This window comes from Pseudomonas sp. VI4.1 (genome assembly GCF_002029345.1).
Lineage (GTDB): Bacteria > Pseudomonadota > Gammaproteobacteria > Pseudomonadales > Pseudomonadaceae > Aquipseudomonas.
Genome location: NZ_MULM01000164.1, coordinates 44,017 through 70,168, shown reverse-complemented (window position 1 = coordinate 70,168; position 26,152 = coordinate 44,017). Strand labels below are relative to the sequence as shown.

Sequence of the window (26,152 nt, the reverse complement as noted above, 5' to 3'; positions counted from 1 at the left end):
CACCATGAATTTGCACGGCAAGAGCGTCATCCTGCACGACATGAGCCTGCGCGACGGCATGCACGCCAAGCGCCACCAGATCAGCCTGGAGCAGATGGTCGCGGTCGCCACCGGCCTCGATCAAGCCGGTATGCCGCTGATCGAGATCACCCACGGCGACGGCCTCGGCGGTCGTTCGATCAACTACGGCTTCCCGGCCCACAGTGACGAGGAGTACCTGCGCGCGGTGATCCCGCAGCTCAAGCAGGCCAAAGTCTCGGCGCTGCTGCTGCCCGGCATCGGCACCGTCGACCACCTGAAGATGGCCCTGGACTGCGGCGTCTCGACTATTCGCGTGGCCACCCACTGTACCGAGGCGGATGTCTCCGAGCAGCACATCGGCATGGCGCGCAAGCTGGGGGTCGACACCGTCGGCTTCCTGATGATGGCGCACATGATCAGCGCCGAGAAAGTCCTGGAGCAGGCCAAGCTGATGGAAAGCTATGGTGCCAACTGCATCTACTGCACCGACTCGGCCGGCTACATGCTGCCTGATGAAGTCAGCGAGAAAATCGGCCTCCTGCGCGCCGAGCTGAACCCGGCCACCGAAGTCGGCTTCCACGGCCACCACAACATGGGCATGGCTATCGCCAACTCGCTGGCCGCCATCGAAGCCGGTGCCGCGCGCATCGACGGCTCGGTCGCCGGCCTCGGCGCCGGTGCCGGCAACACCCCGCTGGAAGTGTTCGTCGCAGTGTGCAAACGCATGGGCGTGGAGACCGGCATCGACCTGTACAAGATCATGGACGTGGCCGAGGACCTGGTGGTGCCGATGATGGATCAGCCGATCCGCGTCGACCGCGACGCCCTGACCCTGGGCTACGCCGGGGTGTACAGCTCGTTCCTGCTGTTCGCCCAGCGCGCCGAGAAGAAATATGGCGTGTCGGCCCGCGACATCCTGGTCGAACTGGGCCGGCGCGGCACCGTCGGTGGCCAGGAAGACATGATCGAAGACCTCGCCCTGGACATGGCCCGGGCCCGTCAGCAGCAGAAGGTGAGCGCATGAACCGTACCCTGACCCGCGAACAGGTGCTGGCCCTGGCCGAGCACATCGAAAACGCCGAGCTGAATGTCCACGACATCGGCAAGGTGACCAACGATTTTCCCGAGATGACCTTCGCCGACGCCTACGACGTGCAGTGGGAAATCCGCCGGCGCAAGGAGGCCCGCGGCAACAAGATCGTCGGCCTGAAGATGGGCCTGACCTCCTGGGCGAAGATGGCGCAGATGGGCGTGGAAACGCCGATCTACGGCTTCCTCGCCGACTACTTCAGCGTGCCGGACGGAGGCGTGGTGGATTGCTCCCAGCTGATCCATCCAAAGATCGAGGCGGAAATCTCGGTGGTGACCAAGGCGCCGCTGCACGGTCCGGGTTGCCACCTGGGTGACGTGATCGCGGCGATCGACTACGTGATCCCAACCGTAGAGGTGATCGACTCGCGTTATGAGAATTTCAAGTTCGACCTGATCAGCGTGGTCGCCGACAACGCCTCCTCGACCCGCTTCATCACTGGTGGGCGCATGGCCAGCCTGGAGGAGGTCGATTTGCGCACCCTCGGCGTGGTCATGGAGAAGAACGGCGAAGTGGTCGAACTCGGCGCCGGCGCGGCGGTGCTCGGCCATCCGCTGTCCAGCGTGGCGATGCTGGCCAACCTGCTGGCCGAGCGCGGCGAACACATCCCGGCCGGCACCTTTATCATGACCGGCGGGATCACCGCCGCCGTGCCGGTGGCGCCGGGCGACAACATCAGCGTGCGCTACCAGGGCCTCGGCTCGGTGTCCGCGCGCTTCATCTGAACCCCCGCGGTCGGCCTGCACGGTCGGCCGCCCCTATTGTTGGAGGACGAGGCCATGCCCATCGCCCAGTTGTACATTCTCGACGGTCGCAGCAACGAGCAGAAGGAAACCCTGATCCGCGAAGTCAGTGAGGCCATGTCGCGCTCGCTGGACGCGCCGATCGAACGAGTCCGGGTGATCATCACCGAGATGCCGAAGAACCACTTCGGCATCGGCGGCGAACCGGCGAGTAAGCTCAATCGCTGAGGCTGCTCTGATCATCTCGCCCCTCGAAACTAACCTCGTCTGGCAAGCAGCCCTGCGGGCCTGTGCATCGGCGGAATTGGCGTTTCCGGCGGCTCTGGAGAGCAGGACGAAACCTGAGCAGAGGCGTGTCTGCGGGCGATGCTCGGCTGAGTCCGCCCGAGCCCGCAATCAGGACCAATAAGTGCTTGCCGGATCACACATCTGCCCTAACAGCCGTACGGAATTGAATCACACTAATGCAAAAATTCACTATCCGAACCCGACTTTTAATGCTGGTCGGCGCTATGTTTACCGGCTTCATAACTATCGAGTTGATGGGATTCAGTGCTCTTGAGAGAGGCGTGGCAAGCCTTAATACAGTTTATCTAGATCGAGTCGTTTCGCTACGTGACCTGAAAACCATCGCCGACCTGTATGCAGTGAAAATCGTCGATAGCAGCCACAAGGCTCGCAGTGGCCGCATGACCTACGCCCAAGCCGAGCAAGAGGTGAAAGACGCCGGTCGGCAGATCGATATGCTATGGCACTCCTACCAAAAGACTAAAAAGATCGATGAAGAGCAACGTTCAGTGGACGCACTAGCCAAGCTTATTGAGGAAGCTCAAGACCCCATTGAACGCTTGAAAGGAATTTTGGAACGTGGCGACAAGGTGGCACTCGACACCTTTGTCGAAAATGAAATGTACCCGTTGATTGATCCGCTTTCGGAAGGGCTCAGCCATCTGACCCAAATCCAAGTGGAGGAATCAAAGCGTACCTATGACGCCGCTGTTGTCCTGTATGACTCTTCACGCACCATGTTAGCGCTGCTGCTCTTGGGAATACTGATTTGCGGTGGTGTCTTCGCCACGCGGCTTATACGTAGCATCATCCATCCTTTAACGACACTTAAGGATGCAGCGGCTCGTGTAGCACTTGGCGATCTTAGCCAGTCAATTCAGGTGAGCGGTCGCAATGAGGTTACCGACGTGCAGCTGTCTGTGCAGGCGATGCAGGCTAATCTTCGCAATACCTTGCAGGATATCCAGGGCTCGGCGACTCAATTGGCAGCTGCTGCTGAAGAACTTCAGACGGTAACTGAGAGCACAGCCCAGGGTATCCACCGGCAAAATGATGAGATGCAAATGGCGGCCACGGCAGTAACCGAAATGTCCGCTGCAGTGGATGAAGTCTCAGACAATGCCAACCGCACATCCAATGCATCACACGAAGCGATGGACCTGGCAGACGGGGGGCGCAAACAGGTTATGCTAACCTGCGAGACTATCGATCGGCTCAGCGGCAAGCTTAATGAAACCACCGGAACCGTCTTCCGCCTGGCTGAGGAAGCATCGAACATCGGTCGTGTATTGGACGTGATCCGTGCCATTGCCGAGCAAACCAAATTGCTTGCACTCAATGCTGCGATTGAGGCCGCCCATGCTGGTGAGGCAGGCCGTGGTTTTGCGGTAGTCGCTGACGAAGTTCGCAATTTGGCACAACGCACCCAGACCTCTACTCAAGAAATAGAACGAATGATTTTTTCCATTCAGAGTGTGACGCAAGAGGGGGTTCGTGACGTGCAGCAGAGCTGCGAGTTTGCTGCAGGCAGTCAGAAAATGGCTAGTGAAGCTGATCAGACACTGACCCTGATCGCCGAGCGGATCACGGAAATAAATGGTATGAATTTAGTGATTGCCAGCGCAGCAGAAGAACAAGCCCAGGTGGCGCGAGAAGTAGATCGGAACCTGGTTACTATCAGTGACATTTCTGAACAGAGTACCGCCAGCGTTCGGCAGACCGCCAAGGCCAGTGAAGAGCTGGCGCGCTTGGCCGCAAATCTTAATAATCTGGTCAATCGCTTTAATATGTAGCCCCTAGGGGGGCGCTTATATGGACTCCTCCCCCGGGCAGCGGGTCGGACGCAGTACCTCTGCATGAATGGAGGATCCTCGCTGACCCGGTATCAAGGTGCCAAAGTGGAGAGTGCCAAGAAGGTTTTCCAGTTGCACACCGTTGATCGGTGCACTGGGAGGCAGGGCGGCGGCAAAAACTGAGTGCAACACATGACATTTCCGGTACGGTGCTGTCCCTATGTCTTATTCCGAACTCAGCGTTGAAGAGCGCGCCACCATTCAAATCGGTCATGCCCAAGGCAGTCTGCGTCGGATTGCCTGCTTGATCCCCCGATCCCCTTCGACCATCAGCCGGGAACTGCGCCGCAATCGAGATGCCTGTGGCGGTTAATCGGCCCGTGTGGCCCAGTAGCAGACGCAGGCCCGCCGCCAGGTTTGTAGACCGATGCGAAAGCTGTTTCCGGGGAGTGAGCGCTTCGAGTTGGTGGCTCATATACTGAGTGAGCGTTTGTCTCCCGAACAGATTGCCGACAAGCTGCGCAGCATGAACATACCCCACCTAAGAGATGCCTACGTCTGTCGCGAGACGATCTACAACGCCATCTATGCCTTGCCGGTCGGTGAGCTGCACAAGGAGCAGATCATCTGCCTGCGCCAAAGCAAGACGACGCACCGACCGCGTTCTGGCGGCGTCGATCGCCGCGGGCAGATCCCCGAGATGGTCAGTATTCATGTGCGCCCGCCGGAGATCGAAGACCGGCTGATGACGGGGCATGGACGAGCCCCCTGAAAGACAGGACACCGTTTCCCCCTTAACATAAGGGATAGGCAAACGACTGTGTATATGACTAATAGAAACGATAAGGGTGGGGAGCTTTTGGGTCAGGAGCGGCGTCGCCGCTGGAGCCCGGAGCAAAAACTGGCCATGGTTCGCGAGAGCCTGCAACCGGGGCAAAGCGTCTCGGTGGTGGCTCGACAGAATGGCGTGAATGCCAACCAGTTGTTTCAGTGGCGCAAGCTCTATCAGAGCGGCAGTCTCTCGGCTGTCAGTGCTGGGGAGAGCGTGGTGCCCGCTTCCGAGCTGGCCGATGCGCTCAAGCAGATCCGCGAGCTACAGCGCATGCTTGGCAAGAAAACCATGCAGGTCGAGATCCTTCAGGAAGCTGTGGAGATTGCTCGGTCGCGAAAATGGATTGCGCACTCACCCTTGTTGCCGGGGGACGACCAGTGAAGCTGATCAGTGAAAGTCTCGGTGTAGCGCGCTCGCAATTGACGGTTCGACTCAACCCAAATGCTCAGGTCGAGCGGCGTCGCCCTGCACTGGACGATGCCGCACTGGTCGAAGAAATTCAGGCTGAAGTGAGTGAACTGCCCAGCTACGGGTACCGCCGTGTGTGGGGGTTGCTGCGTCGTCGGCGTGAAAAGCAGAGTCAGGCGCCGATCAACGTCAAGCGGGTTTATCGCGTCATGCGCGATCATCAGTTGCTGCTGGAGCGACGGATTAAACAACCGGGTGTGGCACGCCGTCACGAAGGCCGAATTACCGTGGCCACCAGCGATACCCGGTGGTGCTCGGACGGGTTTGAGTTTCGCTGTGATGATAACGCCAAGCTGAGCGTGACCTTTGCCCTGGACTGCTGCGACCGCGAAGCCATCGGTTGGGTGGCCAGCCCGACCGGGTACAGCGGCGACGATATCCGTGATCTGATGCTGGAGGCGGTGGAAAAACGCTTCGGTGAAGAGGCGCCTGCCACCCCGGTGCAATGGCTGAGCGACAATGGCTCGGCCTACATCGCTGAACAGACACGCCAGTTTGCCCGACAGATCGGCTTGCAACCGCTGACCACGCCGGTGCGTAGCCCGCAGAGCAACGGCATGGCCGAGAGCTCTAGCTGAACGCTCTCCAGCTCGATCCCGCGCCGTGCAGCAGCCATAGCAATGGTGACTGTGTAGCAGGAGGCGAGTGCTTGCAGCTCGTACTCGAGAAGGCTGGCACCAGTGTCCGTACCCAATGGTACAGGCTCATCGCTGACGAGTGTGAAGCGGCCGGCTCGCGCCTCATCACGCTGCCCACCCATGAATGCAGCTCCAGTGCTTGCAGTCATTTTGCTGCCGCCGTCCCACGTCCCGTTCAAAGACAGAGTGAACTTGGTAGTTTCCCGATTTGCTCGACTGGCGTTGCCTGCCTCCACCAGAGCGTTCAGATAAATGCCGTTGAGCAAAGCAGTTGTAATCACGAGCTCCTCAGATGGCGGTGTAGGTATGTACGTCGGGTTCGGCAGCCAGCAGGGGCTTGAGGCCGCCGACTACGTCAGCGGCGAACAACTCGCTTTGCAGGTAGGCGTTGGCGTTCTCCAGCGTGTCGAAGCAATGCAGCACCTACACTTCTTCGTCGCGTACCAGCTGTGTCTTGGACTTTGCGCCTTGGATCTTCTCCAGGAACGTCTCCTTGTACTGTTGGTAAATGCAGGCAGCAGCACGATTAGTGCGCTCGATCATCAGCGTGATCTGTAGATAGACCATGTTGGATCTCCAGATTTACGAAGTGAGTGGTTCCGCATTTCCTGTCCCGATCCTTGGCAACTGGGCCCAGGTCTTAGTTGCGACCAGCCATAACACCACCATCGACGTCCCAGATTGCGCCGGTAACCCAGCTGGCTTGCTCGGAGAGGAGGAAGACAACTATACCAGCCACGTCCTGCGGAGTGCCAACACGGCCTATCGGGTGGAAACTGTTGAAGCCCTGCAGCGCGCTATGCACTTCCGCTTTCGGGATGAAGCCTTCGTAGATCGGGGTTTGCACAACTGCCGGGGAAACGGCATTCACGCGGATGTTCTTCGAAGCTAGTTCCATCGCTAGGTGCTGAGTCAGGGAATGCAGGCCGGCCTTAGCCATGGAGTAGGCAGATGACGGGGTGGCGGCGATCGCTTGCTTGGCCCACATCGAGCCGATGTTCACGATGGCGCCTGGACGGTTTTGCTCAACCAGGTTGGCGGTAACCTTTTGGGTGATAAAGAAGAACGCCTTGTTCAGCTTCATGTACTGGTCGTAGTCCGCATCCTGGTGTTCCAGGAAAGGTTTCGGGAAGAACACACCGGCAGCGTTCACTAGCATGTCGATATCCGAGTGCTGCTGGCTGATGGTCTTGATCAGTTTGGCCAGGCCTTCGTCGCTGGTCAGATCTGCAGTAAGAGCAGTCACGTTTCCCTGAGCGGAGAGGTCTTTACGAGCCTCTTCGGTTTTTTCAGGACGGTTACCGATGATGACTACGCTGCCGCCTTCAGAGAGAAACTGGCGTGCAGTTTCCAGACCCATGCCACTGGTGCCACCGACGACCAGCAGTTTCTTACCGTTGAATTGGTTGCTCATTGGGAGACCTCTTTGCACCTGCCCACGGCAGGTACCTGGTTAACGGGGATTGGGGCGAGTCACTTGCCTAAGACGCCGACACCGGCAGGCAGTTCGTGCCCTCTATGGGCCAGTGCAACGTGGCTATCTGGAAACTAAAGGGCAGGAAGAAAAATTTTCCACCTTAGCTAAACTCCAGAAACTTTCCGCCGACTTCGAGTAGTTTAGCCGCAGCACACTTTGCCTTGGAGCGAATATTCCTCGCTTTCAATTCCGCCAACAAACGAGATAAAATTTCTCACCACTAAAGAAATTCTTTATCGATATGAAGGCTCCAGTTCATCTCAACGCGCTGCGCGCTTTTGAAGCCAGTGCCCGCCACCAGAGCTTTTCTGCGGCTGCAGCCGAGCTGCACGTCACGCCGGCAGCGGTTGGTCAGCTCGTGCGCACACTCGAGGATTGGCTAGGCACTCATCTTTTTGTCCGCAGTACCAGCGGCAAAGCACGGTTGATCCCCACGGATGCGGCCGAACGTGCTCTGCCGGATATTCGAGCAGGTTTCGACAGACTGACCCTAGGGATGGAGCGGCTTCAGGAGTGCTCGGTCAGTTGCGTGCTTACCGTGGCCGTTAGCCCGGCCTTCGCCGTCAAGTGGCTGCTGCCTCGGATCGACCGCTTCCAGGCCATCTGCCCTGATACGGACGTGCGGCTAGACACCAACCTCAAGCCGGTAGATTTCGTTGCTCAGCAAGTCGACATTGGCGTGCGCTATGGCACGGGCAAGTGGCCTGGACTGGCCGCCGAGAAGATGATGGATGAAGAGATTTACCCGGTATGCTCACCACAATTGCGGCGAGAGCGCTTTTGCCTGCAGAAGCCCAATGACTTGGTCCGGGAGATATTGATCCACGATCTCTCGATGGATAACCACTCAGGCTTCCCGACCTGGGAGAGCTGGATGCAACAAGCTGGTGTGACGGAGACGACCACCCTTCGCGGCATGAAAATCAACAACTCTGCTGCTGTATTGCAGGCTGCTGCCGAAGGGCACGGAGTCGCCCTAGCACGAGGCGTTATGGCGCGTGATGACTTGGCGAGTGGCCGCCTGATTCGGCTGTTTCCAGAGATCAGCGTTGCATCAGATTTGGCTTATTACGTTGTCTACCGCCCGGAATGCGTCAGCTTGCCAAGGCTGACAACCTTCCGAGATTGGCTGCTGGCTGAGGCGGCGGAAACCTAGATACGGACTGACTGCTTATGGCCGATTCTGTTGAAAAAGTCGGTTTTTCAGCTGACCTGAATTCAGAAACGGCCATCGCCTAAGAACCGACTCACCACATTGAGTGGTTTCTCGGCCCTTCGTTGAACGTTGCTGCTCAGTTAGTGGGTTAAAAAGCAAACCGTCGGATATCGCTACCGTATGGGACTGCATCTGGCCTTGTGCAAGGGGCCCGTCGATGCTGTGCAGGAAATCCAGATGGGCGACCGTACCGCGTGGGGTGATGCCGACCGCGCGCCGCTGACCAGCCTCTCCATCAACAAGCCCACCCTGTTTGGCGGCGACGAGCGCGAGAGCGGCGTGGTCGGCACCATTGATGTGCTGTCTGGTCATGCCGGTCAGGGGCGCAACGACAACCTGATGAGTCGTCTCGGCAGTTCCATTCCGGCATTCCGGGGCGTGCTGTCCTTGGTAACGAGCAAGTTCGCGGCCAACAACCCGAACATCAAACCGTGGGCAGTGCGCGTCCGGCGCTTCACGGCGGGGTGGTTGGATGCGCCGTGGATGGAGTGGAATACCGAGGTGCGTACCTGGGATGAGGACGAAGGGCGCGAGATTAGCGTCGGCATGAATCCAGCCCACATTCTGGTGCAGTGCCTCACCGACCCGCATTGGGCATGGGCTATCCGCAGAGCACCATCGGTTGGAGTTTCTGGAACGAGGCGTGGGCTTTGTCGAGCGAGGGCTTCGGCCTCAATCTGATCTGGACGCGCCAGCAGCCCATCGAGAGCTTCATCGACCACATTGGCGGCATCCTCTACACCGGCCCGGAGCCAGGCACATTCGAGCTCAAGCTGCTGCGCGACGACTATTGGATCGACAGCCTGCCGCAGTTGGGGCCTGACGAAATCGTGCGGCTGGAACGCTTCGAGTGCGCCCAGTGGGGCGAGCTGCCCAACGAATTAACGGTGGTCTACACCGACTGGCAGACCGGCGGTGATGCTGCCGTCACGGTCGAGAACCTGGCCGCCATCCAGTTGCAAGGCGGCGTGATCAATCAACGCCGCGACTACTCTGGCGTCAACTACGGGCCGCTGGCTGCCCGGCTGCCTGACATCCAGTTAGGGTATAGCTCAGGCTGACATCCAAGCAGGACGCCCTAGTCGGGGGTTGACTCGCAGAAATTGCTCTCTTCCTGTAGGCTGTCGCGGCCATTGAGTTACCAAAGACACTCGATAAGACCTCATGCTTACCCTGCAAAACATGATCTGGCTGCCTACGCCGCCATAGCGCTTCGCCCCCCGCATCATCTGTGACTGCTTGCTCTGCCAGCGGTCGCGCTCTGCTGTGCTTTCGGTTTTAACACCCGCCACAGCTCCCCTACATCCGACAATTTGACCTCGTATCGACCAGCTGCACATGGCCTGCGCCATGCTGGATCAGCGCCAGTACCCAGTTGCGGCCGACTTGAGTGGTAATATCGGCCTTTGCAGCCGCGAGCATCTGCTCGATGAGCTTGCTTCCCTGGATGAACAGCGCGGCAAGTTGGCCCTGGAGCAGGGGCGGATCATGTTAGCGGCCGCGAAAGAGCGAGCCATGACGTATGGTGTGACCGCGCCGGAGTCCAAGCAACGTCATGGCGATTTGCTGGAAAGCCTGCAAGAGCTGCAAAGCGAAACGCGCCTGCTGGTCATCGGTCGCCAGGGCGAATCTAGCGGTGGTCTGAGTCAGCATGTCGGGAGCCAGCTGGAAAGCGTGATTCGTATCATGCACCGGCCGATCCTCGTCACCCCGGCCAGCTTCCAAAAGCCCAAGAGCGCGATGCTGGCATTCGATGGCGGAGCTACTACCCGCAAGGGGGTGGAGATGCGGGCAGCCAGCCCGCTGCTGAAGGGGTTGCCGATCCACCTGGTCATGGTTGGCACCGTAAGCGATGAAGCGTCCGCACAGCTGGACTGGGCGCAGAAAGTGCTGATCAACGTCGGCTTCACTGTTCGTGCCGATACCCGGAGCGGTGAGATAGAGCCTACCTTGCACGCCTATCAGAAAGAGCATGGCATCGATCTGCTGGTGATGGGGGCCTATGGACATTCACGTATCCGGCAATTCCTGGTCGGCAGCACCACGACCAGCATGCTTCGCACAACCACCAGTCCGCTGTTGCTGCTCCGCTAATGGCCATGGACGACGCCCTCAATCTTGCCCATTTCAAGACCCTGCTGGAACAGCGCGCTGCCGAGCTGGATCGATTGCTGGAAGACGCTGAATCTCGCTCGCAATCGGTAGAGCTGGATCAAAGCAAGGTAGGGCGTCTGTCGAGGATGGACGCACTCCAGCAGCAAGCAATGAACGATGCCATCCGAGGTCGGGCGCAGCATGAACGCGTCCGCCTCCAACAGGCCCTCAAGCGCTGGCATAAGGGTGAGTATGGCTGGTGTAACCAATGCGGCGCGTTGATCGCCCTGGGTCGCCTGGTGTTTGATCCGGCCACGCCACTGTGTATCACCTGTGCCAGTCGCGTCGAGTCGGGTTGAACCCCATGACAGCTCGTGGCGTCAGCCCCGATTAACGAGGTTCCGAATGTATTTGTTGGCAAAAAACTGGCTGGGCCGAACACGGAAAGCAAGCATCTGGATGTGGACGCTGCTGTGCCTGGTGTTGCTCACCGTATTCCAAGTCCGCACCCATCACCTTGATGATCGCTTGTACTTCTGGATCACGACCTACTGGCACACCGACGATTGGCAGGAACGCTCTGTGTGGCTGCCTGGCTATCGGGTTGAGCTGGATGTTAAGCCGGTTCCCGGTGTGGACAATAACCTTTCGGGCCTGACCTTCGACCCTGATCTAAAACTGCTGTGGGCGGTTACCAATGGCCCGAACGAACTGCTGGCCCTCAGCCGTGACGGTGACGTGGAGCGACGTTACAGCCTGGATGGCTTCCACGATGTGGAAGCGGTGTCTTATGCCGGCAACGGTCAATTGGTAATTGCCGAGGAGCGTCGGCAGAGCCTGGTTATCGTGGATGTCCTCATCGACGAAGACGGCAAGCTTTCTTCTGACCGCTCATTGAGCCGAAACCAGTATCCAATCCTGACCTTGGCGCTTGGCAAAGAGGACAACAAAGGCCTTGAAGGGCTCGCCTACGACCTGGAAGGTGACCGCCTGTTTGTGACCAAGGAGCGTGACCCTCGCCAATTGCTTGAGGTGAGCGGCCTTCGTACCAGTCTGGCAGGAGGTTTTTCCCTGCACGTCCGCGACCTGTCCAGCTTAGTAAAAGACAAGGTATTTGCCACTGACTTGTCTTCGGTCGTCTTCGATCAACAGAGCGGTCATCTGATATTGCTAAGCGACGAGTCGAAACTGCTGATTGAAATGACCGATGAGGGCAAGGTGGTGAGTTTCCGCTCCTTGGAGAGGGGGTTTGCTGGTTTGCTGAAAGGTATACCCCAAGCCGAAGGCGCAACCATCGACGATAAAGGGTATTTGTAAGTGGTCAGCGAGCCGAACTTGTTCTATCGCTTTACCCGCGAGACCGATTGACCAGTCAACAAGCTACAGTCAGGCGTGGCCGGGACACTTGAACTGTTAGCGTACGATTTTTTCCGAATTCTGCGGGCTCCCCTACCTGACCGACACGGACACCTATCTCGGTGCGCTAGCCGCCGCTGGTGGAACCGGGCAGTTGAATTGGCAACTGGCCACCGCATCCAGCGCCGACATCACTGCCGTGGTGAGCGAGGACTATGCGCCACTGCTCACGCTCGATGCAGCCTTGCCTGCCAGCGAGGTCGATGCCATCGGTGTGCCGGTGACGGCCATCAGCCAGCCGGAGAGACTGGCCGAGGGCGACTACGCCTATCTGGTGGCTGCCAATGGAGCGATTGCAGAGGCTGATCACCCGACTCGAGCGGTTAGAAGCCGATACGAAGATGGAGACCGTCGTCCATTTTCTCGACAAGGAGAAATGGCTGGGATTGGGCGTCATCATCTTCAGCAGTACTACGACACAGCGAAGTGGCTGGCGGACTCGCTGGCGGCGCGCCACCCGGAAGAAGCTGTCGGCCTTTATGCGGGTGTGGATCGGAGCCGTCTGTACCAGCGCGGCGACAGCGTGAGTGTCGAGCGTGAAACCTTGAAGCCGATGGTCGCCGAGCACCAGATTCGCGTCATGATAGCTACCGATGCCGCCTGCGAAAGGCTTGAACCTGCAAACCTTGGGCACGCTGATCAACGTCGATCTGCCGTGGAACCCAACGCGCCTCGGACAGCGGATTGGCCGGATCAAACGCTTCGGACAGCGGCGTGAAACCGTGGATATGCTGAACCTTGTGTTCGAGCAGACCGTGGACGAAAAGATCTACGAGCGCCTGTCCGAGCGCATGAAGAACCGCTACGACCTCTTCGGGTCGCTGGCTGACACCATCAAGGACGAGTGGATCGATGACATCGAAACACTCGGTGAACAGTTGGACGAGTACATCAATGCCCAGAAGACAGCGACAGGCTTCGACCTGCGCTACACCGGCACGATGATGCCATCGGACAGGGATTGGCGTGAATTCACAGAAGTCTTGTCGCGGCGCGATCTCGCCACCCTGATTAGCGCAGCCTGGGGCTAATCAATGCAGCCATTTTCTATTACTCTTTTCGCAACATCCGGAGACCCCGAGGGCATTCATCACCTCGACAAATCGAACTGGTCAGGGTACGGCGTTGTCTCAACAAAGAGCTTTTACACCTGTTGAAGCAGGAGCCGGGCTTCTCGCAAGTCGGCATCTACATCCTTGTCGGCAATGCCGCCGAAGAAACGATCTACATCGGGGAGGCCGACCCCGTCGGTGACCGGCTGAAGAACCACGTCTCGAACAAGGAAGGTGCAGCAGGGTGCGCGACCGTTCGGGCAGAGTGGCCGGCAACCGTCCCAGAAAGGCGCGATGCCGCGCCCAGGTGTCGGGCGGGTCCCAGTCCATGAAGAAGCAGGGCCCGCCACCGTGAGAAATTAAAGGCGCGGGCTGGCGCAGCGTTTTCCTTATTGTGCCGATCGAGTTGCAAAGCAGAGACATAGCCGCCGGGGTTGATGGAGTTGTAATCGGCGCCGGTTTCAATCTCGGCACCTTGCAGATTGACACGTTCAAGCTGAAAGTCGAATCCGCCCGCATCCGATTTGATGGGTGCATCAATCTGCACCACAGTGCGCGCCGATCAATTACATGATCATTGCCGGGTTGTCGCGGTCGAGGCGGGTGAACTCGAGCATCCAGTGTGGATACAGTCGCGGCGGTGTGCTGATCTCATCAAGTGCGGCGACCTCCTCAGCCGAAAGCTGCCAATCGACAGTCTTCAGGTTGTCCTGCAACTGCTCGGGTTTGGTGGCGCCGATAATCACCGAACTGACGGGCGACTTGCGCAGCAGATAATTGAGCGAGACCTGCGCCGAACTCACCCCGCGCAACTTGGCGATGCGCTGCACCTCGTCCAGGATCGCGTAGGCCTTTTCCTCTTCGATCTGAATGAAATTATGTTCTTCCTTACTGCGCCGGGCCCCCCGCGGGCCCTTGCCGCCACGGGGGTATTTGCCGGTGAGAAACCCCGCGCCCAACGGCGACCAAGGCGTGATACCCAGCCCCTGGTCCCGGCACAGCGGGGCGAGTTCGATCTCCACGTCACGCGACAGCAGCGAGTAATAAGCCTGCAACGAAATGAACTTCTCCCAATGGTGTCTCTCGGAGATGGACAACGCTTTCATCAGTTGCCACGCAAAGTAATTCGAACAACCCAAGTAGCGCACCTTGCCAGAATGCACCAGGTCGTTCAGCGTCGAGAGCGTTTCCTCTAACGGCGTCATGAAGTCAAAGCTGTGCACTATGTAGAGATCAAGATAATCGGTGCCCAGACGCCTGAGGCTGTTCTCGCAGCTCTGAATGATGTGGCGCCGACTCAAGCCCACGTCGTTGATCTCTTGGCTCATACGTCCGCGCACTTTGGTGGCCAACACCACCTTGTCGCGCTTGCCCTTGAGCGTCTTGCCGAGGATCTCCTCAGACTGGCCGTAGGAATAGACATCGGCGCTGTCGAAAAAATTGATGCCGGCATCCAGCGCGATATCGACCAGGCGCTGGGCGGCAGACTGGTCAAGCCCGCCGATTTTCTCCCAGTAGCCCTGCTGGCCAAAGCTCATAGTGCCAAAACACAGCTCGGAAACGAGCAGACCGGATTTGCCAAGTGAGCGGTAATGCATGATGTGTCACTCCTGTTGAAATAGGTTGAGATAATGAGCAAAAAGGATATTCATACGTCTTTCGACCCCAGCAGCCATCAATGTGTTGCGACGTTAGCAGGCGTTACGCAGCGTGCAGAGGGAAAAACCTGCTGGTTCAACCGCAGTGCATCGTCCGCTTGGGTCCCTCCGGGAAAAATCACATCCGTCATTTGAAGGTACTGGTGTACGTTCGACTGCACCCGTTACGATATCCTCGAAGCACTTCATCCTGCGGTCGTTCGGGCAAGGTGACGGGCAATCCTTCCAGAAATGCCCGATGCCGCGCCCAAGTGTCGGCGGGCGCCACTCCATGAAGACGCATGGCTCGCCGCCGTGGTTGATGAACGGCGCTGGCTTGCGCATCAGAACTCCGTGTAGCCTTTTGCGTCAGGCGTGTAGAAGGTGGCGGGATCGGCCGGCTTGAGTTCCCCGCCGCTTTTCAGTTTTTGCGCCAGGTCCGGGTTGGCGATGAAGGGGCGGCCGAAGGCGACGAGATCGCCTTTGTTCGCGGCGAGATCGGCATTGGTGCGCGCCGCGTCATAGCCGCCGGAGAGGATGTATTTACCCCTGAAGGCCGTGCGCAGTTGCACCTTGAGAGTCTCGCTCACCGGTGGCGCACCCATGGAACTGTGGTCGACCACATGGAGATAGACCAGGCCGACGTCGTTGAGCGCCTCGATCAAGCGCAGATACAACGCATCCATGTCAGCGTCCGACGCCATGCCATTGAACACGCCATAAGGCGAGATGCGTATGCCGACCCGCTCGGCGCCGATCGCTGCCGCAGCAGCGCGGGCCACCTCCACCGCGAAGCGGATGCGGTTGTCAATGCTCCCGCCCCAGCGATCGCTGCGGTGGTTGGACGCGGTGTTGAGGAACTGGTCGATGAGATAGCCGTTGGCGCCGTGCAGCTCGACGCCGTCGAAGCCTGCAGCCACGGTGTTTTTACACGCAGCGGCATATTCCTCGATCGCCGCCGCAATGTCTTGCTCCGTCATGGTCCCAGGCACGGGATGCGGCTGCATTCCTTCGGTGTCCGTCCACATCTCACCTGGCGCGGCGACGGCCGATGGCGCGAGCAGGTGAGCGCCCAGCGGCAGGTTGGCGGGATGACCCACCCGCCCAGTGTGCATGAGCTGCACGAAGACGCGACCGCCAGCAGCATTCACGGCCTCCGCCACCTGGCGCCAGCCCGCCACCTGCGCATCCGAATAGATGCCGGGGATGTGCGCATAACCCAGGCCGTTGGGCGAGGGCGAAGTGCCTTCGGTGATAAGGAGCCCGGCCTCGGCGCGCAGGCTGTAGTACTGGGCCATCAAGTCGTTCGGTACATTGCCCAGCGCCCGCGAGCGGGTCATGGGCGCCATCACGACACGGTTGGGCAAGTTCAAGGGGCCGAGTTGGACAGGGCTAAACAGCTTGGTCATGCTTATTCCCCTTATTTCGATGCAGGAATCAGGCCTTCCGCCGCGAGCGCGGCCTGGACGGCGGGACGGGGCGCCACGCGGCTGAGATAATCGAGCAGTCCCGGCCAGGGCGCGAGGTCCACATTCACGTACTTAGCCCACCCCAGCACGGTGAAGAGGTAGGCGTCCGCCACGGAAAAGTCGTTGCCCATCACATAGGGACCCACCCCGAGCCGCTTCTCGGCATGAGCGATACGTTGTTCGAGCGACGAATTGATGACCGCTTTCGCGTCATCGGAAAGCGCCGAGTTAAACAGCGCGCCGAAGCCCTTGTGCAACTCCGTGGAAATGAAGTTGAGCCATTCCATCAGGCGGTAATGTTCCAGCGTGCCCGCCGACGGCGCCAGGCGTTTTTCCGGCACGCGGTCGGCGAGGTATTGCACGATGGCCGGTCCTTCGGTGAGCACCTGCCCATCGTCGAGCTGCAAGGCCGGGACGCAACCCAAGGGATTGATGGTTTTGTAATCGGAGCCGGTTTCGGTCTGCTTGCTCTGCAGATCCACGCGCTCCAGCTTAAAGTCGAAACTGCCCTCGCGAAGCACGATGTGGGGCGAAAGCGAGCAGGCGCCGGGGCTGTAATAAAGCTTCATGATGTTCCTCTCGGTTTATTTTCGGGTCCTAGTATAGTAAAGTAACCATTAACTTTGAGACAAGAAGGCACGCACACCGCCCATGGTTACTTTTAGGAAACCGACATGCCCCCTGACGACTTGTTTACCGATGCCGCTGAACCCCTTGATGAGGCGCCGCCGTCGCCCGGCCACCGAAGCTGTCCCGTGCGTGATGTGCTTAACCGCTTGGGCGACAAGTGGTCGACGCTGATCCTGGTCACCTTGTCGCAGGGTCCGCAACGATTCAATGCGCTGGCCCGCGCCGTGCCCGACATTTCGCGCCGGATGCTGACCGAGACGCTGCGTCACCTCGAACGCGACGGACTCATCTGGCGCGAGGTAACGCCCTCGACACCCCCATCTGTGCGCTACGGGCTCACCCCGCTCGGGACTTCGCTGATGCCGTCCCTGACTGAGCTCATCGACTGGGCCGAACGCCAACAACCCGAGGTCGTCGCCGCCCGCGTCCGATTCGATAGACGTATGGCCAACAGATGAACGGACCACGGCCATGTGGTCGAGGCATGCTGCATTAGTCCAATATCCTTTGACACTCTTGGACGGAAGGAGACCAATGCGCGCGCGGCCTATCGGCTACCGCATCCTGGGTTTTTCCTGGTAGCCTTAACGTTTGCGGATTGTTCGCTTCATCGACAAGTGTTCTAGCCGCCAAGGTTGATTTCTTTGGCGTGTCATGCCACACCTGTATCGGTTGAATGCCGCACTCAAAGCCAAAGGCGAAAATTCAGCAAACATGATGCCGGTAGGTAGTTCGTGTTTCTCCAGCAGCCGGCGGAAGTTGGGGATGGTGGTTTAGTCCGGAATGCGCTCCAGGCTCAACCCGGCAAACTGGCGCAGGATGGTCGTCTCGTACAGCGCTTCCTCCATCGCCGGGTCGCTGTAGCCGAACCACTTATGCATCAGATGAACCCGCAGCATTGCCGTCAGTGGATAGGCTGGCGGGCCACCCTCACCCTTGGGGTAATGCGGATCGATCAAGGCAATCAAACCCTTCCACGGCACCACCCGATCCATCTCGATCAGGAACAGCTCTTTGCGGGTCTGTTTGCGCTTACCGGCATACTCGGCGTCGAGGAAGGTCATCTGCTTCATTGGAAAACTCGGCGGGTGAAATCCGGGCATTTTGCCAAAATCAGGAAGTCTTCTTCAGAGTTTCCCTAACAGCCGGATTGATGAACTACTGCCCCTCGGTTCCTCAAGCTGAGTAGAGGTGGGGCGGCTGGACGCTTACACCTGCGCTAGGGTTCAAATAACTGGTAAGCTTAATCAAAGTTCAACTATTACTAATGCAGTCAAGTAAACGGTACTTTTTATGAAGATCGGTTATACGCGGGTGAGCACTCGGGATTAGAACGCCGACCTCCAGGTCGATGCCCTGAAACAGGCCGGGTGCGAACGCATCTATCAAGACATCGCCAGCGGCGCAAAAAGCGCGCGGCCGGAGTTGGACAAGTTGCTAGCCCATGTTCGAGCGGGCGATGCCGTGGTGATCTGGAAGCTGGATCGCCTCGGTCGCTCGCTCAAGCACCTGGTTGAGTTGGTCGGCTAGCTGGCTGCACGCAAAGTCGGCTTGCAGAGCCTGAACGACCCCATTGACAGCACCCACGCCCAAGATCGCCTGGTGTTCAACCTGTTCAGTTCGAGCGCGAGCTGATCCGCGAGCGGACTCAGGCGGGCCTGTCGGCGGCACGGACTCGAGGCCGGATCGGTCGCCGTCCCAAGGGCCTGCCAGCCAAGGCCGAGGCCACCGCCATGGCGGCGGAGACCCTGTACCGCGAGGGCCGCCTGAGCGTCAGCGCCATCGGCGAGAAGTTGCACATCTCCAAGAGCACCCTGTACAGCTACCTACGCCACCGTGGCGTCGAGATCGGGACGTACCAGAAGAGCGCCCTGGCGCGAGGTCAAAAGCGCAATATCGCGTCACCGGCAGAGTCAACCGTCGAGCGGGTGGCCACCGTCACCCTGCGCCTGGCGGTGGTGAACAACAGCAAGTTCATGCGCGGTCGGAAGCGGGCCACGGAGAACATCGAGCGCTACTGCCTGGAGCCCTACGGCATGAAGCGGTCGGAGACCGGCCATTACGAGCTGACCATTCCGTATCGGAGCGACGAGGCGCTGGACAAGACCTTGCATGACCTACTAACCGAGATCAGCCAGGAAGCCGATATGCGCAGCTGCTTTATCGAGGCGGAGGCATGGGAGGAAGGCACCGAACGACGCTGGTAAGGCTTGCGTTGGTTTTTGGTTCCCATTGCGCCCCAACCCCCACTTACGTTGCTCATACTTGCCAGCCTAGCGCCACAAGCCGGTACGGCTCCGAGCATCTGTGCTTCACCTCGCAGCAAATACACACATCAAGGGGCTACATTGTTGCAGGAGCTTCACACCCCACCGTTACCAGTGATGCATGTCTTGTTAGGCTATCGCTGGTCGCATAGCGAGTCAGCTACCATTCCAAACTCGGAATAGGTGGACAATTACAGGTAAAACTTTGTGTCGCACAGGATGCCTGAAGTAGTCCCGCATTTTTATCTGACTTCAGTAGCCGCTGATTTTGAAAGCGCTGTATCGAGCAAATAACGATCAGGTCAACCACTTATATCGGCATTTAGCCGGCACAAGCGCTCCGTAGCGACTATTCTCCATTTACAGGCGCACCTCCCACTGCGTTCTCGAGCATAAATAGACGGTCGTTTCCCCACCACATTTCATCGCCCAAAAACATCGTTGGCACACCGAACACTTTGCGTTCGATCGCGGCATGTGTCTGCTCGTCATACCTCTCTGTTGCGGCATCGCTGCTGATAAAGTCCTCGAAGGCGCTACGATCCCAGCCTAGTTTTTCAGATACCAGAGCAGGCAAGCTTTCCAAATCTGGAGCTATGCCATCTCCCCAAACCGCATTAAATACTACATTCACATAGGCACCAGTCTGTGCCATGGCTCCCGAGTAATAAAGCCCAGTATTCATCCGTCGGCTGTTGTAGTTAGCTGGGAATACCAACGGTATTTCGTAAAGCTCGGCCCACCGTTGCAAATCTACTTTCAAATAGTCCAGCTTGACTATCAGGTCGCGATTAGATGGACCAACGTTTCCGATGGCTATTTTAACTCGCGCCAAATCGATTGCGTAATAACGAATGGAAAAGCCATAGTCTTGCGCAAGCTTTGACAAACGATGGTTGGCCAAGTAAGAGAACGGACTCAAAAAATCGAAATAAAAATCGACAATCACAATCAAACACTCCAAGAACAGAAGTCGGCACAATAGCAAAATCGTTCATCACGAATGGCACGCCCCCGTCGTTATGGTGCACTGCCTTTATCCCGTATTCCTGATATCAGCTTTCGCCCAAATTTTTGAAACTGCCAGATCAGCAAACTTTGCTGATCTGGCAATGCCTGGCGCAAGAAATGTGCTTTAGCTCACTTAATTCCTGCACCCTCAGCGTCTGCGCCACCCTGTCACTCAGGTCTGCGGAGGTGAACTACTTCAATTCATTACTGTATTTAGCGTGCAGCGCGGCCCAAGCCTTGCCTGATTTCTGTGCACCAGCGAGGTAGTCTTCTGGAACAAGGTTGTAGGGCGGACGGCAGGGCCCAGCCTTGAGCCAACCAGCCGCATCCATCCGTGCCTTTTCAAGCCCGATATTATACTTCGAGAACTCCGAAAAGTCGCCACGCGGAAACAATGTCGAGTCGGCTGCACGCATATCATCGGAGATGGCTTTGGCCTTGGCCCAGTCACCGGTGCTCTTGGCCCGCACCACTTCGTCACGCAACATGATGGCGGTAGCCGGGCCGCACATGGCCCCGCTTGACCAGAACGCGGTTATGCGCTCGGGATTGATGCGTGCGGCCGCGTAATAGTCATCTTCGTGGGGAAGGAAGCGGATGTTGGGTGCCAGTCTCAGGTCCAAGTCAAGCATTCCGATGCCTAGATACTTCGCAGTCACTACCTGCGGAATTTTGGACATCTCTGCCCAGAATGGGCGAGGGAAGTCGAACTTGAATGCTTCGGGGTTGGCGTAAATCGCAATGGCAGCCTCTGGTACCGCATCTGCAACATCACGATAGAACTGAACCGCTGTAGGCAGGTCCATCTTCACCCACATCGGCACCCCGAGCATAGTGCCGTTGGCGCCAATATCGATAAGCTCTCGGGTCTGGCGGATGACTTCTCGGGTATTTAAGGCTGTCGTGCCACAGAAATAAGGCACGCGACCACGAATGGTCTCGACAATCGTCGAGACATAATCACGTTTTTCATCCCAGGTCAACGTGGCGCACTCACCAAAAGTACCCATACTTAGAATACCGTTGACACCAGCTGCAATCAGCTCTTCAACTATGCGGGCAGTCTCTTCTAAGTCCACGGTGGCAGTGCTGCGCCAATCAGAAGCATCAGGCGTCGAGGGTGTGGGCATTATAGTCCAGGCGCCGTTGATATCTTCGGCGGTAAGACGCGACGTTTTCATAATTTTATTCGACATGGAAACACCCTTTGCGGTTAGATAGATAAAGAACTTTAAACAGAATCATCAGAATTGGCGTCCGATCGCGATCGAAGTTAGTAATGGGTCAAGAGTTACCCGTGCTTTAGCCTCCTGTGGCCCCAAGTACCCTGATGCGTCGGTTTTCAGGTATAACTTCCGGATATCAATGCTAACGAACCAACCACGGTTAACGTCAATATCGGCACCAACATGTAGCGCGGGGGACCAAGCGTGGTCGGCATCGAACGATTTTAGATTAGCGTCCCGACTTTCAAAAATCCGCGTGTAATTGACTCCCGCACCTATGTGAGGGCGAACGGGACCCAAAGCGGGGAGGTTATAGTTCAACGTTAATACTGTTGGAGCGTAAGTTATTTTCCCCAGCTGGATACCAGGAAGTGTGCCTGCGCCCGTCACTTTAGTTGTAGGCGGAATACCGACAATCGCACGTACATTCCACTGGTCGTTGATGGCGTAGCCGAAGTCGAATGTAAGCGCGTTGTTATCGCTCGCATCAGCGCTTCCTCCTGGCACCCGCTGACCATTTAAGTATACTTTTGCGCTAGCATCGAAAGCTACATTAGTCATACCAATACGGTACGTCCAAGGCGACTCTTCGGCCCATGTGGGGCTTGCCAAACAGAATAGAGGATACACAAGACAAATCGTTCTTTTTATCATTATTATTTTCATCCTATTTATTATTCTTGTTTTGAATAGATAGTAGATAGCCTCATGGAACAGATGTGTCCACTAGTTGACTAAGCGCTTGATTCACCTATCTACCTATATACTATGAAACAAATGTCATGGATCGGTATGCGCATGGCCCGAACCACTTCCCCTTCGCTTTAACGTCCTTTGATCTCATCGCCCTGCAAGGTTGGTTGCGTATGAAGATGCTGGACTAGAGCCTCGCCCAACGAGCGCGCATCTTTAGCTCAGTTTTACATCCAGGCCATATCCAGTGGCCTCCACGCCATGGCCGAAGATGTCGCCGACGTAATACTCCGCTTCATCTATGGCCGTGGCACCTCGCCAGCCGGGCTCAATGAGCCAGCCCGAAGGCGTTGCACCATAGAACGTCAACGCCTTGTCGTTGGCGTGAATGCCAAGCTGCAAGGCAATGTCAATTTCGTTCTTTACAAACTGTTGGTGCGTGTATCCCAAGTCTTCCATATGGGTGTACTCAAGCATCAAGTGATTGAGTCGTTTGGCAGCGGGCATGGCACCAAAAGCAATGGAGTGATCACGGGCGTTGCAATGCATGAACGACAGTTCGGCAGTCATGCCGTTGGGCAACGGAATCCGGTATTCGACGTCCCCACGGAAGCCCAGCAGGCTATAAAACTTATGAGCTTCTGCGACGTCGGTTTGGCGAACGATGCAATGGCCCAAGCCTTGGTCACCGGTCACAAACTTTCCGTGCAGGGGGCGACCGGGATGGAACGGGTTGCTCATGTCGATCCGGGGGCCCCAGAATATCTCGGTCGGGTTGCCGCCCGGATCTTCTGTCTTCATCAGACCCAACACCATACGCTCCTGAGCCTCAACTTTGTCGCAGATGCGGATCTTGTAACCGGCATCAATAAGCTTTTGACCCAGAGCTTCGAACTCCGGCTTGCCGGCTACACGCCAGCCTAGGTACTCCAAGTCGTCCTGTCCGTTGTGATGGACTACGATCCGATGATGCCAGTAATCCATCCGCAGATAGAAACGGTCCTTCTCACCCTCATCAAGAACTTGCAGACCTAGCATATCCGTGGCAAATGATTTCCACGCATCAGGGTCCTTGACCGAGATACCCATGTATCCGAGCTCGATAACTGCAGCTTGCTTACTCATAGTTTGATTCCTGGGAGTTAGTGCTTATCAGAAGGGATATTGCTGCTCGAAAGGTTCGATGGTCAGCCACTTGATCTCTGTGAACTCGTCGATTACAGCACGGCCGTCGAAGCGCCCGTAGCCGGTGTTCTTGGTGCCTCCGTAAGGAGCCTGCGCCTCGTTCTGGACGGTCGAACCGTTGATGTGTACAGAACCATATTCGATGGACATACCCACGCGTAGAGCGCGGTTGATGTCGCGGCCAAATACGCCCGACGACAGGCCATAGACGCTGTCGTTGGCAATGCGGACGGCCTCTGCTTCGCCTTTACAACGGATTACCACGGTGATGGGACCAAAGGTCTCCTCATCGTAAATCCGCATGTCAGATTTGACGTGATCCAGGATCGTGGCCGGCATGAGCGCACCTTGGGCCAAGCCGCCGCAAACAACTTTTGCCCCTTTGTCGATCGCGTCTTTGAACAAACCATTGATCCGCTCACCCGAATTTGGCGAGACCATCGGGCCGATGATGCAGTCGCCAGTTACGCACGGGTCGCCTGCGCTCAAGCGCTTAGTTTTTTCGACAAATTTTGCGACAAATTCGTCGGCTATCTTCTCATCAACGATCAAGCGCTCAGTGGACATGCAGATCTGACCTTGGAACAGGAAGCTACCGAACACCGCTGCCTTGACCGCCGCATCGATGTCTGCATCATCCAGAACAATAAGCGGGGACTTGCCGCCGAGCTCCAGCAGGCAGCGCTTGAGGTGTTGCGCGGCTTTCTGCGCGATAATGCTGCCCACGCGGGTGGAACCCGTGAAGTTGATGCGGCGGATCTCCTTGGCAGAGATCAGTGCGTCAGCGATCTCGGGCGAACGGTCAGGCGAAGAGTTGAGGTAATTGAGCACGCCAGCGGGCAGCCCGGCTTCCTGCACGCACTGGGTGATCAGGGCATGCGTCGCGGGACTAAATTCAGAGCCTTTGAACACCACAGTGTTGCCACAGACCAGCGGATAAGCGATGGCTCGTGCCGCAAGCACTGCGGTGCCGTTCCATGGAACGATGCTTAGGATCGGGCCGACCGGCTGACGTAGTGTCATTGAGAGCGTTTCGGCTTTGTCCGTTGGGATGGTTTCACCCTGAATTTGGGTAGCCAGCGAGGCAGCCTCTCGGAACACATTGGCAGACGCATGGACGTTGAATCCGGCCCAAAGGGCGGAAGCTCCCACCTCCATGGCCATCACTTCGATGAACTTGGGTGTTTTACTTTCCATGACATCGGCGACCTTTAGGAGAAGGCGGCGACGCTCTGAAGGTCCAACGGCCTTCCAGGTCTTGAACGCCTCCTCGGCCGCTTGCGCCGCCTTTATCGCGTCCGTCACTGTGGCGTTTGCGCTCTCAGTCACCACATCGCTGCTGACGGGGTGTATGCGCTCGAAGGTCTGCTGGTCACTAGAATCGATCCAGGCGTTATTGATAAACAGTTTTGTCTTCATGGGGCGTCACCTGAAATGTGTCTATAACTTCTGATCGGCTACAAGCTCACTTGCGACCGAGCGCCATACCGCCATCAATGCTAATCACGGTGCCGGTGATGAATTTTCCTTGCTTTCGCGAAGCCAGCAACAAATAGGGTGCCACCACGTCTTCGGGCTTGGCTGCAAACCCAAGAGGCGTGAGACCTTTGATCATATCGTCGATGCCGGGCATGTCTTTCATGTGCATTTTGTCGAAACCGGCGCTCGCGGGACCGCACAGAGACGTCACGGTGCCCCCCGGCGAAACAGCGTTCACGCGAACTTCGGGGGCCAATTCGTAGGCCAAAGCCTTAACCATACCGAGCACCGCATGCTTGCTGGCGATGTAGCAAGAACCACCACCACTGACCGCATGGGACGACACCGAAGCGGTCATCACCACTGATCCGTTAGTCTTTTTCAGTTCCGGCAGGGCGGCACTGATGCCACTGAAATAGCTCTTGACATTAATGTCGAATATTTCGTCAAAACTGCTCGATATTTTCTCCCAAGGCTCTTCGATGCTCAGCATGTAATCCCAGATACCGGCATTTGCAATAAAACAATCAAGATGACCGAATCTATCGATTGTTTGCTTTATCAGCTTCTCATTTGTTGCGTGGTCCCGGACATCGCCCACTACAATCTCGAGTGCGTCCTTGAACTCTTTGCAAAGAAGCGCCTCTTGCTCCTCGTTTCGTACGAGAGCGGATACGTAATAACCGGCCGACTTAAAGGACCGAACCAGTTCGAGACCGATTCCTGAGCCTGCACCGGTTATCGAAACGACTTGTTGATTGCCCATACACGTACATTCCCTTTGATTAATGGTGACCGCGGTTGCAGTGACCATTTGTAAAAATGGTCACTGAATCACAGAAAGACCATCAGATTGTGCGTCTGAAGTATGCGCTCTGGGTAATCGACGAATCGCTGGACCAATTTTCGTACTCCACCTTCGCCACGTTTCCATTTATCTTCCCGGGCGGCGTAGAAGACATCGACCTGATTGCCACGTCGTGCCCGGTGCAGAATGACGTTGGAGCGGATGTGAAGTAGCTCTTTGTCATTTACGTCCATTGCGGCCTGGACGTTGGTGATAAAGCGAGTAAAGCGCAGCTTCGGGCTGTTGCCCCAGTTTTGCGGATCCAGTTGATGCTCAACTCGAACTTTCAGTTGCTGAAAATTTTCGTTGTAAACGTTCATGGCTTCATTGAGCTTATAACGACGCTCTGAAGCTGCGCGCAGTTCGCGTGAAATGACCTGATATTGCACCTCTGACCCCACGCAGTGCTCTAACCAAGCACGGTAAGCCTGAATGTCCAACAAATGCGCTTCCTGGGTCAGCAGCGTAGTGGCTTCTTGTTGCAAAGCAGAGTCGTGGCAATTGAAGAAACGAAGAATCTCTTCGGCGTCGTGGGCGGAAACCAGCTTGTCTTCTTGAATATTGATCATCATGGTCGACT

The 26,152-nt window shown here is 57.2% G+C and carries 27 protein-coding genes and 4 pseudogenes; 16 read left to right on the top strand and 15 right to left on the bottom strand.

The window, feature by feature from the left end:
- The first annotated feature begins 4 nt into the window (after positions 1-4).
- The 6 genes and pseudogenes from dmpG to BZ163_RS35805 form a co-directional block, all read left to right on the top strand.
- A complete protein-coding gene (gene dmpG, locus BZ163_RS19795) occupies positions 5-1,045 on the top strand; it encodes a 4-hydroxy-2-oxovalerate aldolase (protein WP_011117426.1) in 1,041 nt (346 codons plus the stop codon).
- On the top strand, positions 1,042-1,836 hold the full coding sequence (gene dmpH / locus BZ163_RS19790) for a 2-oxo-3-hexenedioate decarboxylase (protein ID WP_011117425.1): 795 nt from the start codon (positions 1,042-1,044) through the stop codon (positions 1,834-1,836). The genes dmpG and dmpH overlap by 4 nt, the downstream gene beginning before the upstream one ends.
- Positions 1,837-1,890: 54 nt before the next feature.
- Complete coding sequence (locus tag BZ163_RS19785) at positions 1,891-2,082, top strand: 2-hydroxymuconate tautomerase (RefSeq protein WP_011117424.1); 192 nt, start codon at positions 1,891-1,893, stop codon at positions 2,080-2,082.
- A 236-nt stretch (positions 2,083-2,318) separates the two neighbouring features.
- On the top strand, positions 2,319-3,935 hold the full coding sequence (locus BZ163_RS19780) for a methyl-accepting chemotaxis protein (protein WP_011117423.1): 1,617 nt from the start codon (positions 2,319-2,321) through the stop codon (positions 3,933-3,935).
- A gap of 220 nt (positions 3,936-4,155) precedes the next feature.
- Positions 4,156-4,692 (top strand): annotated as a pseudogene (locus BZ163_RS19770) (IS30 family transposase); the annotation flags it as partial.
- A 69-nt stretch (positions 4,693-4,761) separates the two neighbouring features.
- Positions 4,762-5,804: pseudogene (locus BZ163_RS35805) on the top strand (IS3 family transposase); the annotation flags it as partial.
- Between the two features lie 357 nt (positions 5,805-6,161).
- Here BZ163_RS35805 and BZ163_RS35800 read toward each other — a convergent pair.
- The 3 genes from BZ163_RS35800 to BZ163_RS19745 all read right to left on the bottom strand — a co-directional run bounded on the left by BZ163_RS35800 (position 6,162) and on the right by BZ163_RS19745 (position 7,287).
- Complete coding sequence (locus BZ163_RS35800) at positions 6,162-6,296, bottom strand: hypothetical protein (RefSeq protein WP_019694525.1); 135 nt, start codon at positions 6,294-6,296, stop codon at positions 6,162-6,164.
- On the bottom strand, positions 6,297-6,440 hold the full coding sequence (locus tag BZ163_RS35190) for a hypothetical protein (protein ID WP_011117420.1): 144 nt from the start codon (positions 6,438-6,440) through the stop codon (positions 6,297-6,299). It lies immediately after the preceding gene.
- Between the two features lie 73 nt (positions 6,441-6,513).
- Positions 6,514-7,287: an SDR family NAD(P)-dependent oxidoreductase gene (locus BZ163_RS19745; protein WP_011117419.1), complete on the bottom strand. Its 774-nt coding sequence runs from the start codon at positions 7,285-7,287 to the stop codon at positions 6,514-6,516.
- A 304-nt stretch (positions 7,288-7,591) separates the two neighbouring features.
- Between BZ163_RS19745 and gcvA the strand changes: the two genes are divergently transcribed.
- The 8 genes from gcvA to BZ163_RS35790 all read left to right on the top strand — a co-directional run bounded on the left by gcvA (position 7,592) and on the right by BZ163_RS35790 (position 13,107).
- Positions 7,592-8,506, top strand: coding sequence for a transcriptional regulator GcvA (gcvA, locus tag BZ163_RS19740; protein WP_011117418.1), 915 nt, complete (start codon positions 7,592-7,594; stop codon positions 8,504-8,506).
- 237 nt (positions 8,507-8,743) lie between these two features.
- Positions 8,744-9,247 carry a hypothetical protein gene (locus BZ163_RS35185; protein WP_218022560.1) on the top strand — a complete coding sequence of 168 codons (504 nt, stop codon included), beginning with the start codon at positions 8,744-8,746 and terminating at the stop codon, positions 9,245-9,247.
- Positions 9,217-9,627 (top strand): hypothetical protein, encoded by a 411-nt coding sequence (locus BZ163_RS35180; RefSeq protein WP_218022559.1) that lies wholly within the window; start codon positions 9,217-9,219, stop codon positions 9,625-9,627. Before BZ163_RS35185 ends, BZ163_RS35180 begins: the two co-directional genes overlap by 31 nt.
- A gap of 289 nt (positions 9,628-9,916) precedes the next feature.
- Entirely contained in the window at positions 9,917-10,660 is a 744-nt protein-coding gene (locus tag BZ163_RS19730; RefSeq protein ID WP_031319755.1) for a universal stress protein, read from the top strand.
- Positions 10,660-11,019, top strand: a complete 360-nt coding sequence (locus tag BZ163_RS19725) for a TraR/DksA family transcriptional regulator (protein WP_011117415.1) — start codon at positions 10,660-10,662, stop codon at positions 11,017-11,019. The genes BZ163_RS19730 and BZ163_RS19725 overlap by 1 nt, the downstream gene beginning before the upstream one ends.
- A 46-nt stretch (positions 11,020-11,065) precedes the next feature.
- On the top strand, positions 11,066-11,977 hold the full coding sequence (locus BZ163_RS19720; RefSeq protein ID WP_011117414.1) for an SdiA-regulated domain-containing protein: 912 nt from the start codon (positions 11,066-11,068) through the stop codon (positions 11,975-11,977).
- A gap of 193 nt (positions 11,978-12,170) precedes the next feature.
- The gene (locus BZ163_RS35795) at positions 12,171-12,794 is read left to right on the top strand and encodes a hypothetical protein (protein WP_230682654.1); all 624 of its coding nucleotides are present in this window, start codon (positions 12,171-12,173) and stop codon (positions 12,792-12,794) included.
- Entirely contained in the window at positions 12,688-13,107 is a 420-nt protein-coding gene (locus BZ163_RS35790; protein WP_230682653.1) for a helicase-related protein, read from the top strand. Before BZ163_RS35795 ends, BZ163_RS35790 begins: the two co-directional genes overlap by 107 nt.
- A 193-nt stretch (positions 13,108-13,300) precedes the next feature.
- Here the strand turns inward: BZ163_RS35790 and BZ163_RS34900 are convergent, their stop codons facing one another.
- From BZ163_RS34900 to gstA, 4 genes are all read right to left on the bottom strand, one after another.
- Positions 13,301-13,678: a glutathione-S-transferase-like protein gene (locus BZ163_RS34900; RefSeq protein WP_011154419.1), complete on the bottom strand. Its 378-nt coding sequence runs from the start codon at positions 13,676-13,678 to the stop codon at positions 13,301-13,303.
- Between the two features lie 16 nt (positions 13,679-13,694).
- The gene (locus tag BZ163_RS19695) at positions 13,695-14,726 is read right to left on the bottom strand and encodes an aldo/keto reductase (RefSeq protein ID WP_011117413.1); all 1,032 of its coding nucleotides are present in this window, start codon (positions 14,724-14,726) and stop codon (positions 13,695-13,697) included.
- A 383-nt stretch (positions 14,727-15,109) separates the two neighbouring features.
- A complete protein-coding gene (locus tag BZ163_RS19690) occupies positions 15,110-16,174 on the bottom strand; it encodes an alkene reductase (protein ID WP_011117412.1) in 1,065 nt (354 codons plus the stop codon).
- A gap of 11 nt (positions 16,175-16,185) precedes the next feature.
- Positions 16,186-16,803 (bottom strand): glutathione transferase GstA, encoded by a 618-nt coding sequence (gene gstA / locus BZ163_RS19685; protein ID WP_011117411.1) that lies wholly within the window; start codon positions 16,801-16,803, stop codon positions 16,186-16,188.
- Between the two features lie 105 nt (positions 16,804-16,908).
- Here gstA and BZ163_RS19680 point away from each other — a divergent pair, with 105 nt between their 5' ends.
- Complete coding sequence (locus tag BZ163_RS19680; RefSeq protein ID WP_011154418.1) at positions 16,909-17,322, top strand: helix-turn-helix domain-containing protein; 414 nt, start codon at positions 16,909-16,911, stop codon at positions 17,320-17,322.
- A 255-nt stretch (positions 17,323-17,577) separates the two neighbouring features.
- On the opposite strand, the pseudogene BZ163_RS19675 reads toward BZ163_RS19680, so the two are convergent.
- Positions 17,578-17,937 (bottom strand): annotated as a pseudogene (locus BZ163_RS19675) (transposase); the annotation flags it as partial.
- Between the two features lie 220 nt (positions 17,938-18,157).
- On the opposite strand from BZ163_RS19675, the pseudogene BZ163_RS19670 reads away from it, so the two are divergent.
- Positions 18,158-19,071, top strand: a pseudogene (locus tag BZ163_RS19670) (recombinase family protein).
- Positions 19,072-19,480: 409 nt separating this feature from the next.
- Here BZ163_RS19670 and BZ163_RS19665 read toward each other — a convergent pair.
- The 7 genes from BZ163_RS19665 to ndoC form a co-directional block, all read right to left on the bottom strand.
- Positions 19,481-20,080, bottom strand: a complete 600-nt coding sequence (locus BZ163_RS19665; RefSeq protein ID WP_011117407.1) for a 2-hydroxychromene-2-carboxylate isomerase — start codon at positions 20,078-20,080, stop codon at positions 19,481-19,483.
- A gap of 253 nt (positions 20,081-20,333) precedes the next feature.
- Positions 20,334-21,338, bottom strand: a complete 1,005-nt coding sequence (locus BZ163_RS19660) for a trans-o-hydroxybenzylidenepyruvate hydratase-aldolase (RefSeq protein WP_011117406.1) — start codon at positions 21,336-21,338, stop codon at positions 20,334-20,336.
- Between the two features lie 48 nt (positions 21,339-21,386).
- Entirely contained in the window at positions 21,387-22,022 is a 636-nt protein-coding gene (locus BZ163_RS19655) for an OmpW family protein (protein WP_012727770.1), read from the bottom strand.
- Positions 22,023-22,277: 255 nt separating this feature from the next.
- Positions 22,278-23,186, bottom strand: a complete 909-nt coding sequence (gene nahC, locus BZ163_RS19650; RefSeq protein ID WP_011117404.1) for a 1,2-dihydroxynaphthalene dioxygenase — start codon at positions 23,184-23,186, stop codon at positions 22,278-22,280.
- Between the two features lie 27 nt (positions 23,187-23,213).
- On the bottom strand, positions 23,214-24,665 hold the full coding sequence (locus BZ163_RS19645) for an aldehyde dehydrogenase (protein ID WP_011117403.1): 1,452 nt from the start codon (positions 24,663-24,665) through the stop codon (positions 23,214-23,216).
- Between the two features lie 46 nt (positions 24,666-24,711).
- Positions 24,712-25,491 carry a 3-(cis-5,6-dihydroxycyclohexa-1,3-dien-1-yl)propanoate dehydrogenase gene (hcaB, locus tag BZ163_RS19640; RefSeq protein ID WP_128872256.1) on the bottom strand — a complete coding sequence of 260 codons (780 nt, stop codon included), beginning with the start codon at positions 25,489-25,491 and terminating at the stop codon, positions 24,712-24,714.
- A 68-nt stretch (positions 25,492-25,559) separates the two neighbouring features.
- Complete coding sequence (gene ndoC, locus BZ163_RS19635; RefSeq protein WP_011117401.1) at positions 25,560-26,144, bottom strand: naphthalene 1,2-dioxygenase system small oxygenase NdoC; 585 nt, start codon at positions 26,142-26,144, stop codon at positions 25,560-25,562.
- Between the last annotated feature and the right edge of the window lie 8 nt (positions 26,145-26,152).

Excerpts from the sequence above, each read along its gene's own strand:
- dmpG (WP_011117426.1), top strand. The coding sequence starts at position 5 with ATGAATTTGCACGGCAAGAGCGTCATCCTGCACGACATGAGCCTGCGC.
- dmpH (WP_011117425.1), top strand. The coding sequence starts at position 1,042 with ATGAACCGTACCCTGACCCGCGAACAGGTGCTGGCCCTGGCCGAGCAC.
- BZ163_RS19785 (WP_011117424.1), top strand. The coding sequence starts at position 1,891 with ATGCCCATCGCCCAGTTGTACATTCTCGACGGTCGCAGCAACGAGCAG.
- BZ163_RS19780 (WP_011117423.1), top strand. The coding sequence starts at position 2,319 with ATGCAAAAATTCACTATCCGAACCCGACTTTTAATGCTGGTCGGCGCT.
- BZ163_RS35190 (WP_011117420.1), bottom strand. The coding sequence starts at position 6,440 with ATGGTCTATCTACAGATCACGCTGATGATCGAGCGCACTAATCGTGCT.
- BZ163_RS19745 (WP_011117419.1), bottom strand. The coding sequence starts at position 7,287 with ATGAGCAACCAATTCAACGGTAAGAAACTGCTGGTCGTCGGTGGCACC.
- gcvA (WP_011117418.1), top strand. The coding sequence starts at position 7,592 with ATGAAGGCTCCAGTTCATCTCAACGCGCTGCGCGCTTTTGAAGCCAGT.
- BZ163_RS35185 (WP_218022560.1), top strand. The coding sequence starts at position 8,744 with ATGGGCGACCGTACCGCGTGGGGTGATGCCGACCGCGCGCCGCTGACC.
- BZ163_RS19730 (WP_031319755.1), top strand. The coding sequence starts at position 9,917 with ATGCTGGATCAGCGCCAGTACCCAGTTGCGGCCGACTTGAGTGGTAAT.
- BZ163_RS19725 (WP_011117415.1), top strand. The coding sequence starts at position 10,660 with ATGGCCATGGACGACGCCCTCAATCTTGCCCATTTCAAGACCCTGCTG.
- BZ163_RS19720 (WP_011117414.1), top strand. The coding sequence starts at position 11,066 with ATGTATTTGTTGGCAAAAAACTGGCTGGGCCGAACACGGAAAGCAAGC.
- BZ163_RS19695 (WP_011117413.1), bottom strand. The coding sequence starts at position 14,726 with ATGCATTACCGCTCACTTGGCAAATCCGGTCTGCTCGTTTCCGAGCTG.
- BZ163_RS19690 (WP_011117412.1), bottom strand. The coding sequence starts at position 16,174 with ATGACCAAGCTGTTTAGCCCTGTCCAACTCGGCCCCTTGAACTTGCCC.
- gstA (WP_011117411.1), bottom strand. The coding sequence starts at position 16,803 with ATGAAGCTTTATTACAGCCCCGGCGCCTGCTCGCTTTCGCCCCACATC.
- BZ163_RS19680 (WP_011154418.1), top strand. The coding sequence starts at position 16,909 with ATGCCCCCTGACGACTTGTTTACCGATGCCGCTGAACCCCTTGATGAG.
- BZ163_RS19660 (WP_011117406.1), bottom strand. The coding sequence starts at position 21,338 with ATGTCGAATAAAATTATGAAAACGTCGCGTCTTACCGCCGAAGATATC.
- BZ163_RS19655 (WP_012727770.1), bottom strand. The coding sequence starts at position 22,022 with ATGATAAAAAGAACGATTTGTCTTGTGTATCCTCTATTCTGTTTGGCA.
- nahC (WP_011117404.1), bottom strand. The coding sequence starts at position 23,186 with ATGAGTAAGCAAGCTGCAGTTATCGAGCTCGGATACATGGGTATCTCG.
- BZ163_RS19645 (WP_011117403.1), bottom strand. The coding sequence starts at position 24,665 with ATGAAGACAAAACTGTTTATCAATAACGCCTGGATCGATTCTAGTGAC.
- hcaB (WP_128872256.1), bottom strand. The coding sequence starts at position 25,491 with ATGGGCAATCAACAAGTCGTTTCGATAACCGGTGCAGGCTCAGGAATC.
- ndoC (WP_011117401.1), bottom strand. The coding sequence starts at position 26,144 with ATGATGATCAATATTCAAGAAGACAAGCTGGTTTCCGCCCACGACGCC.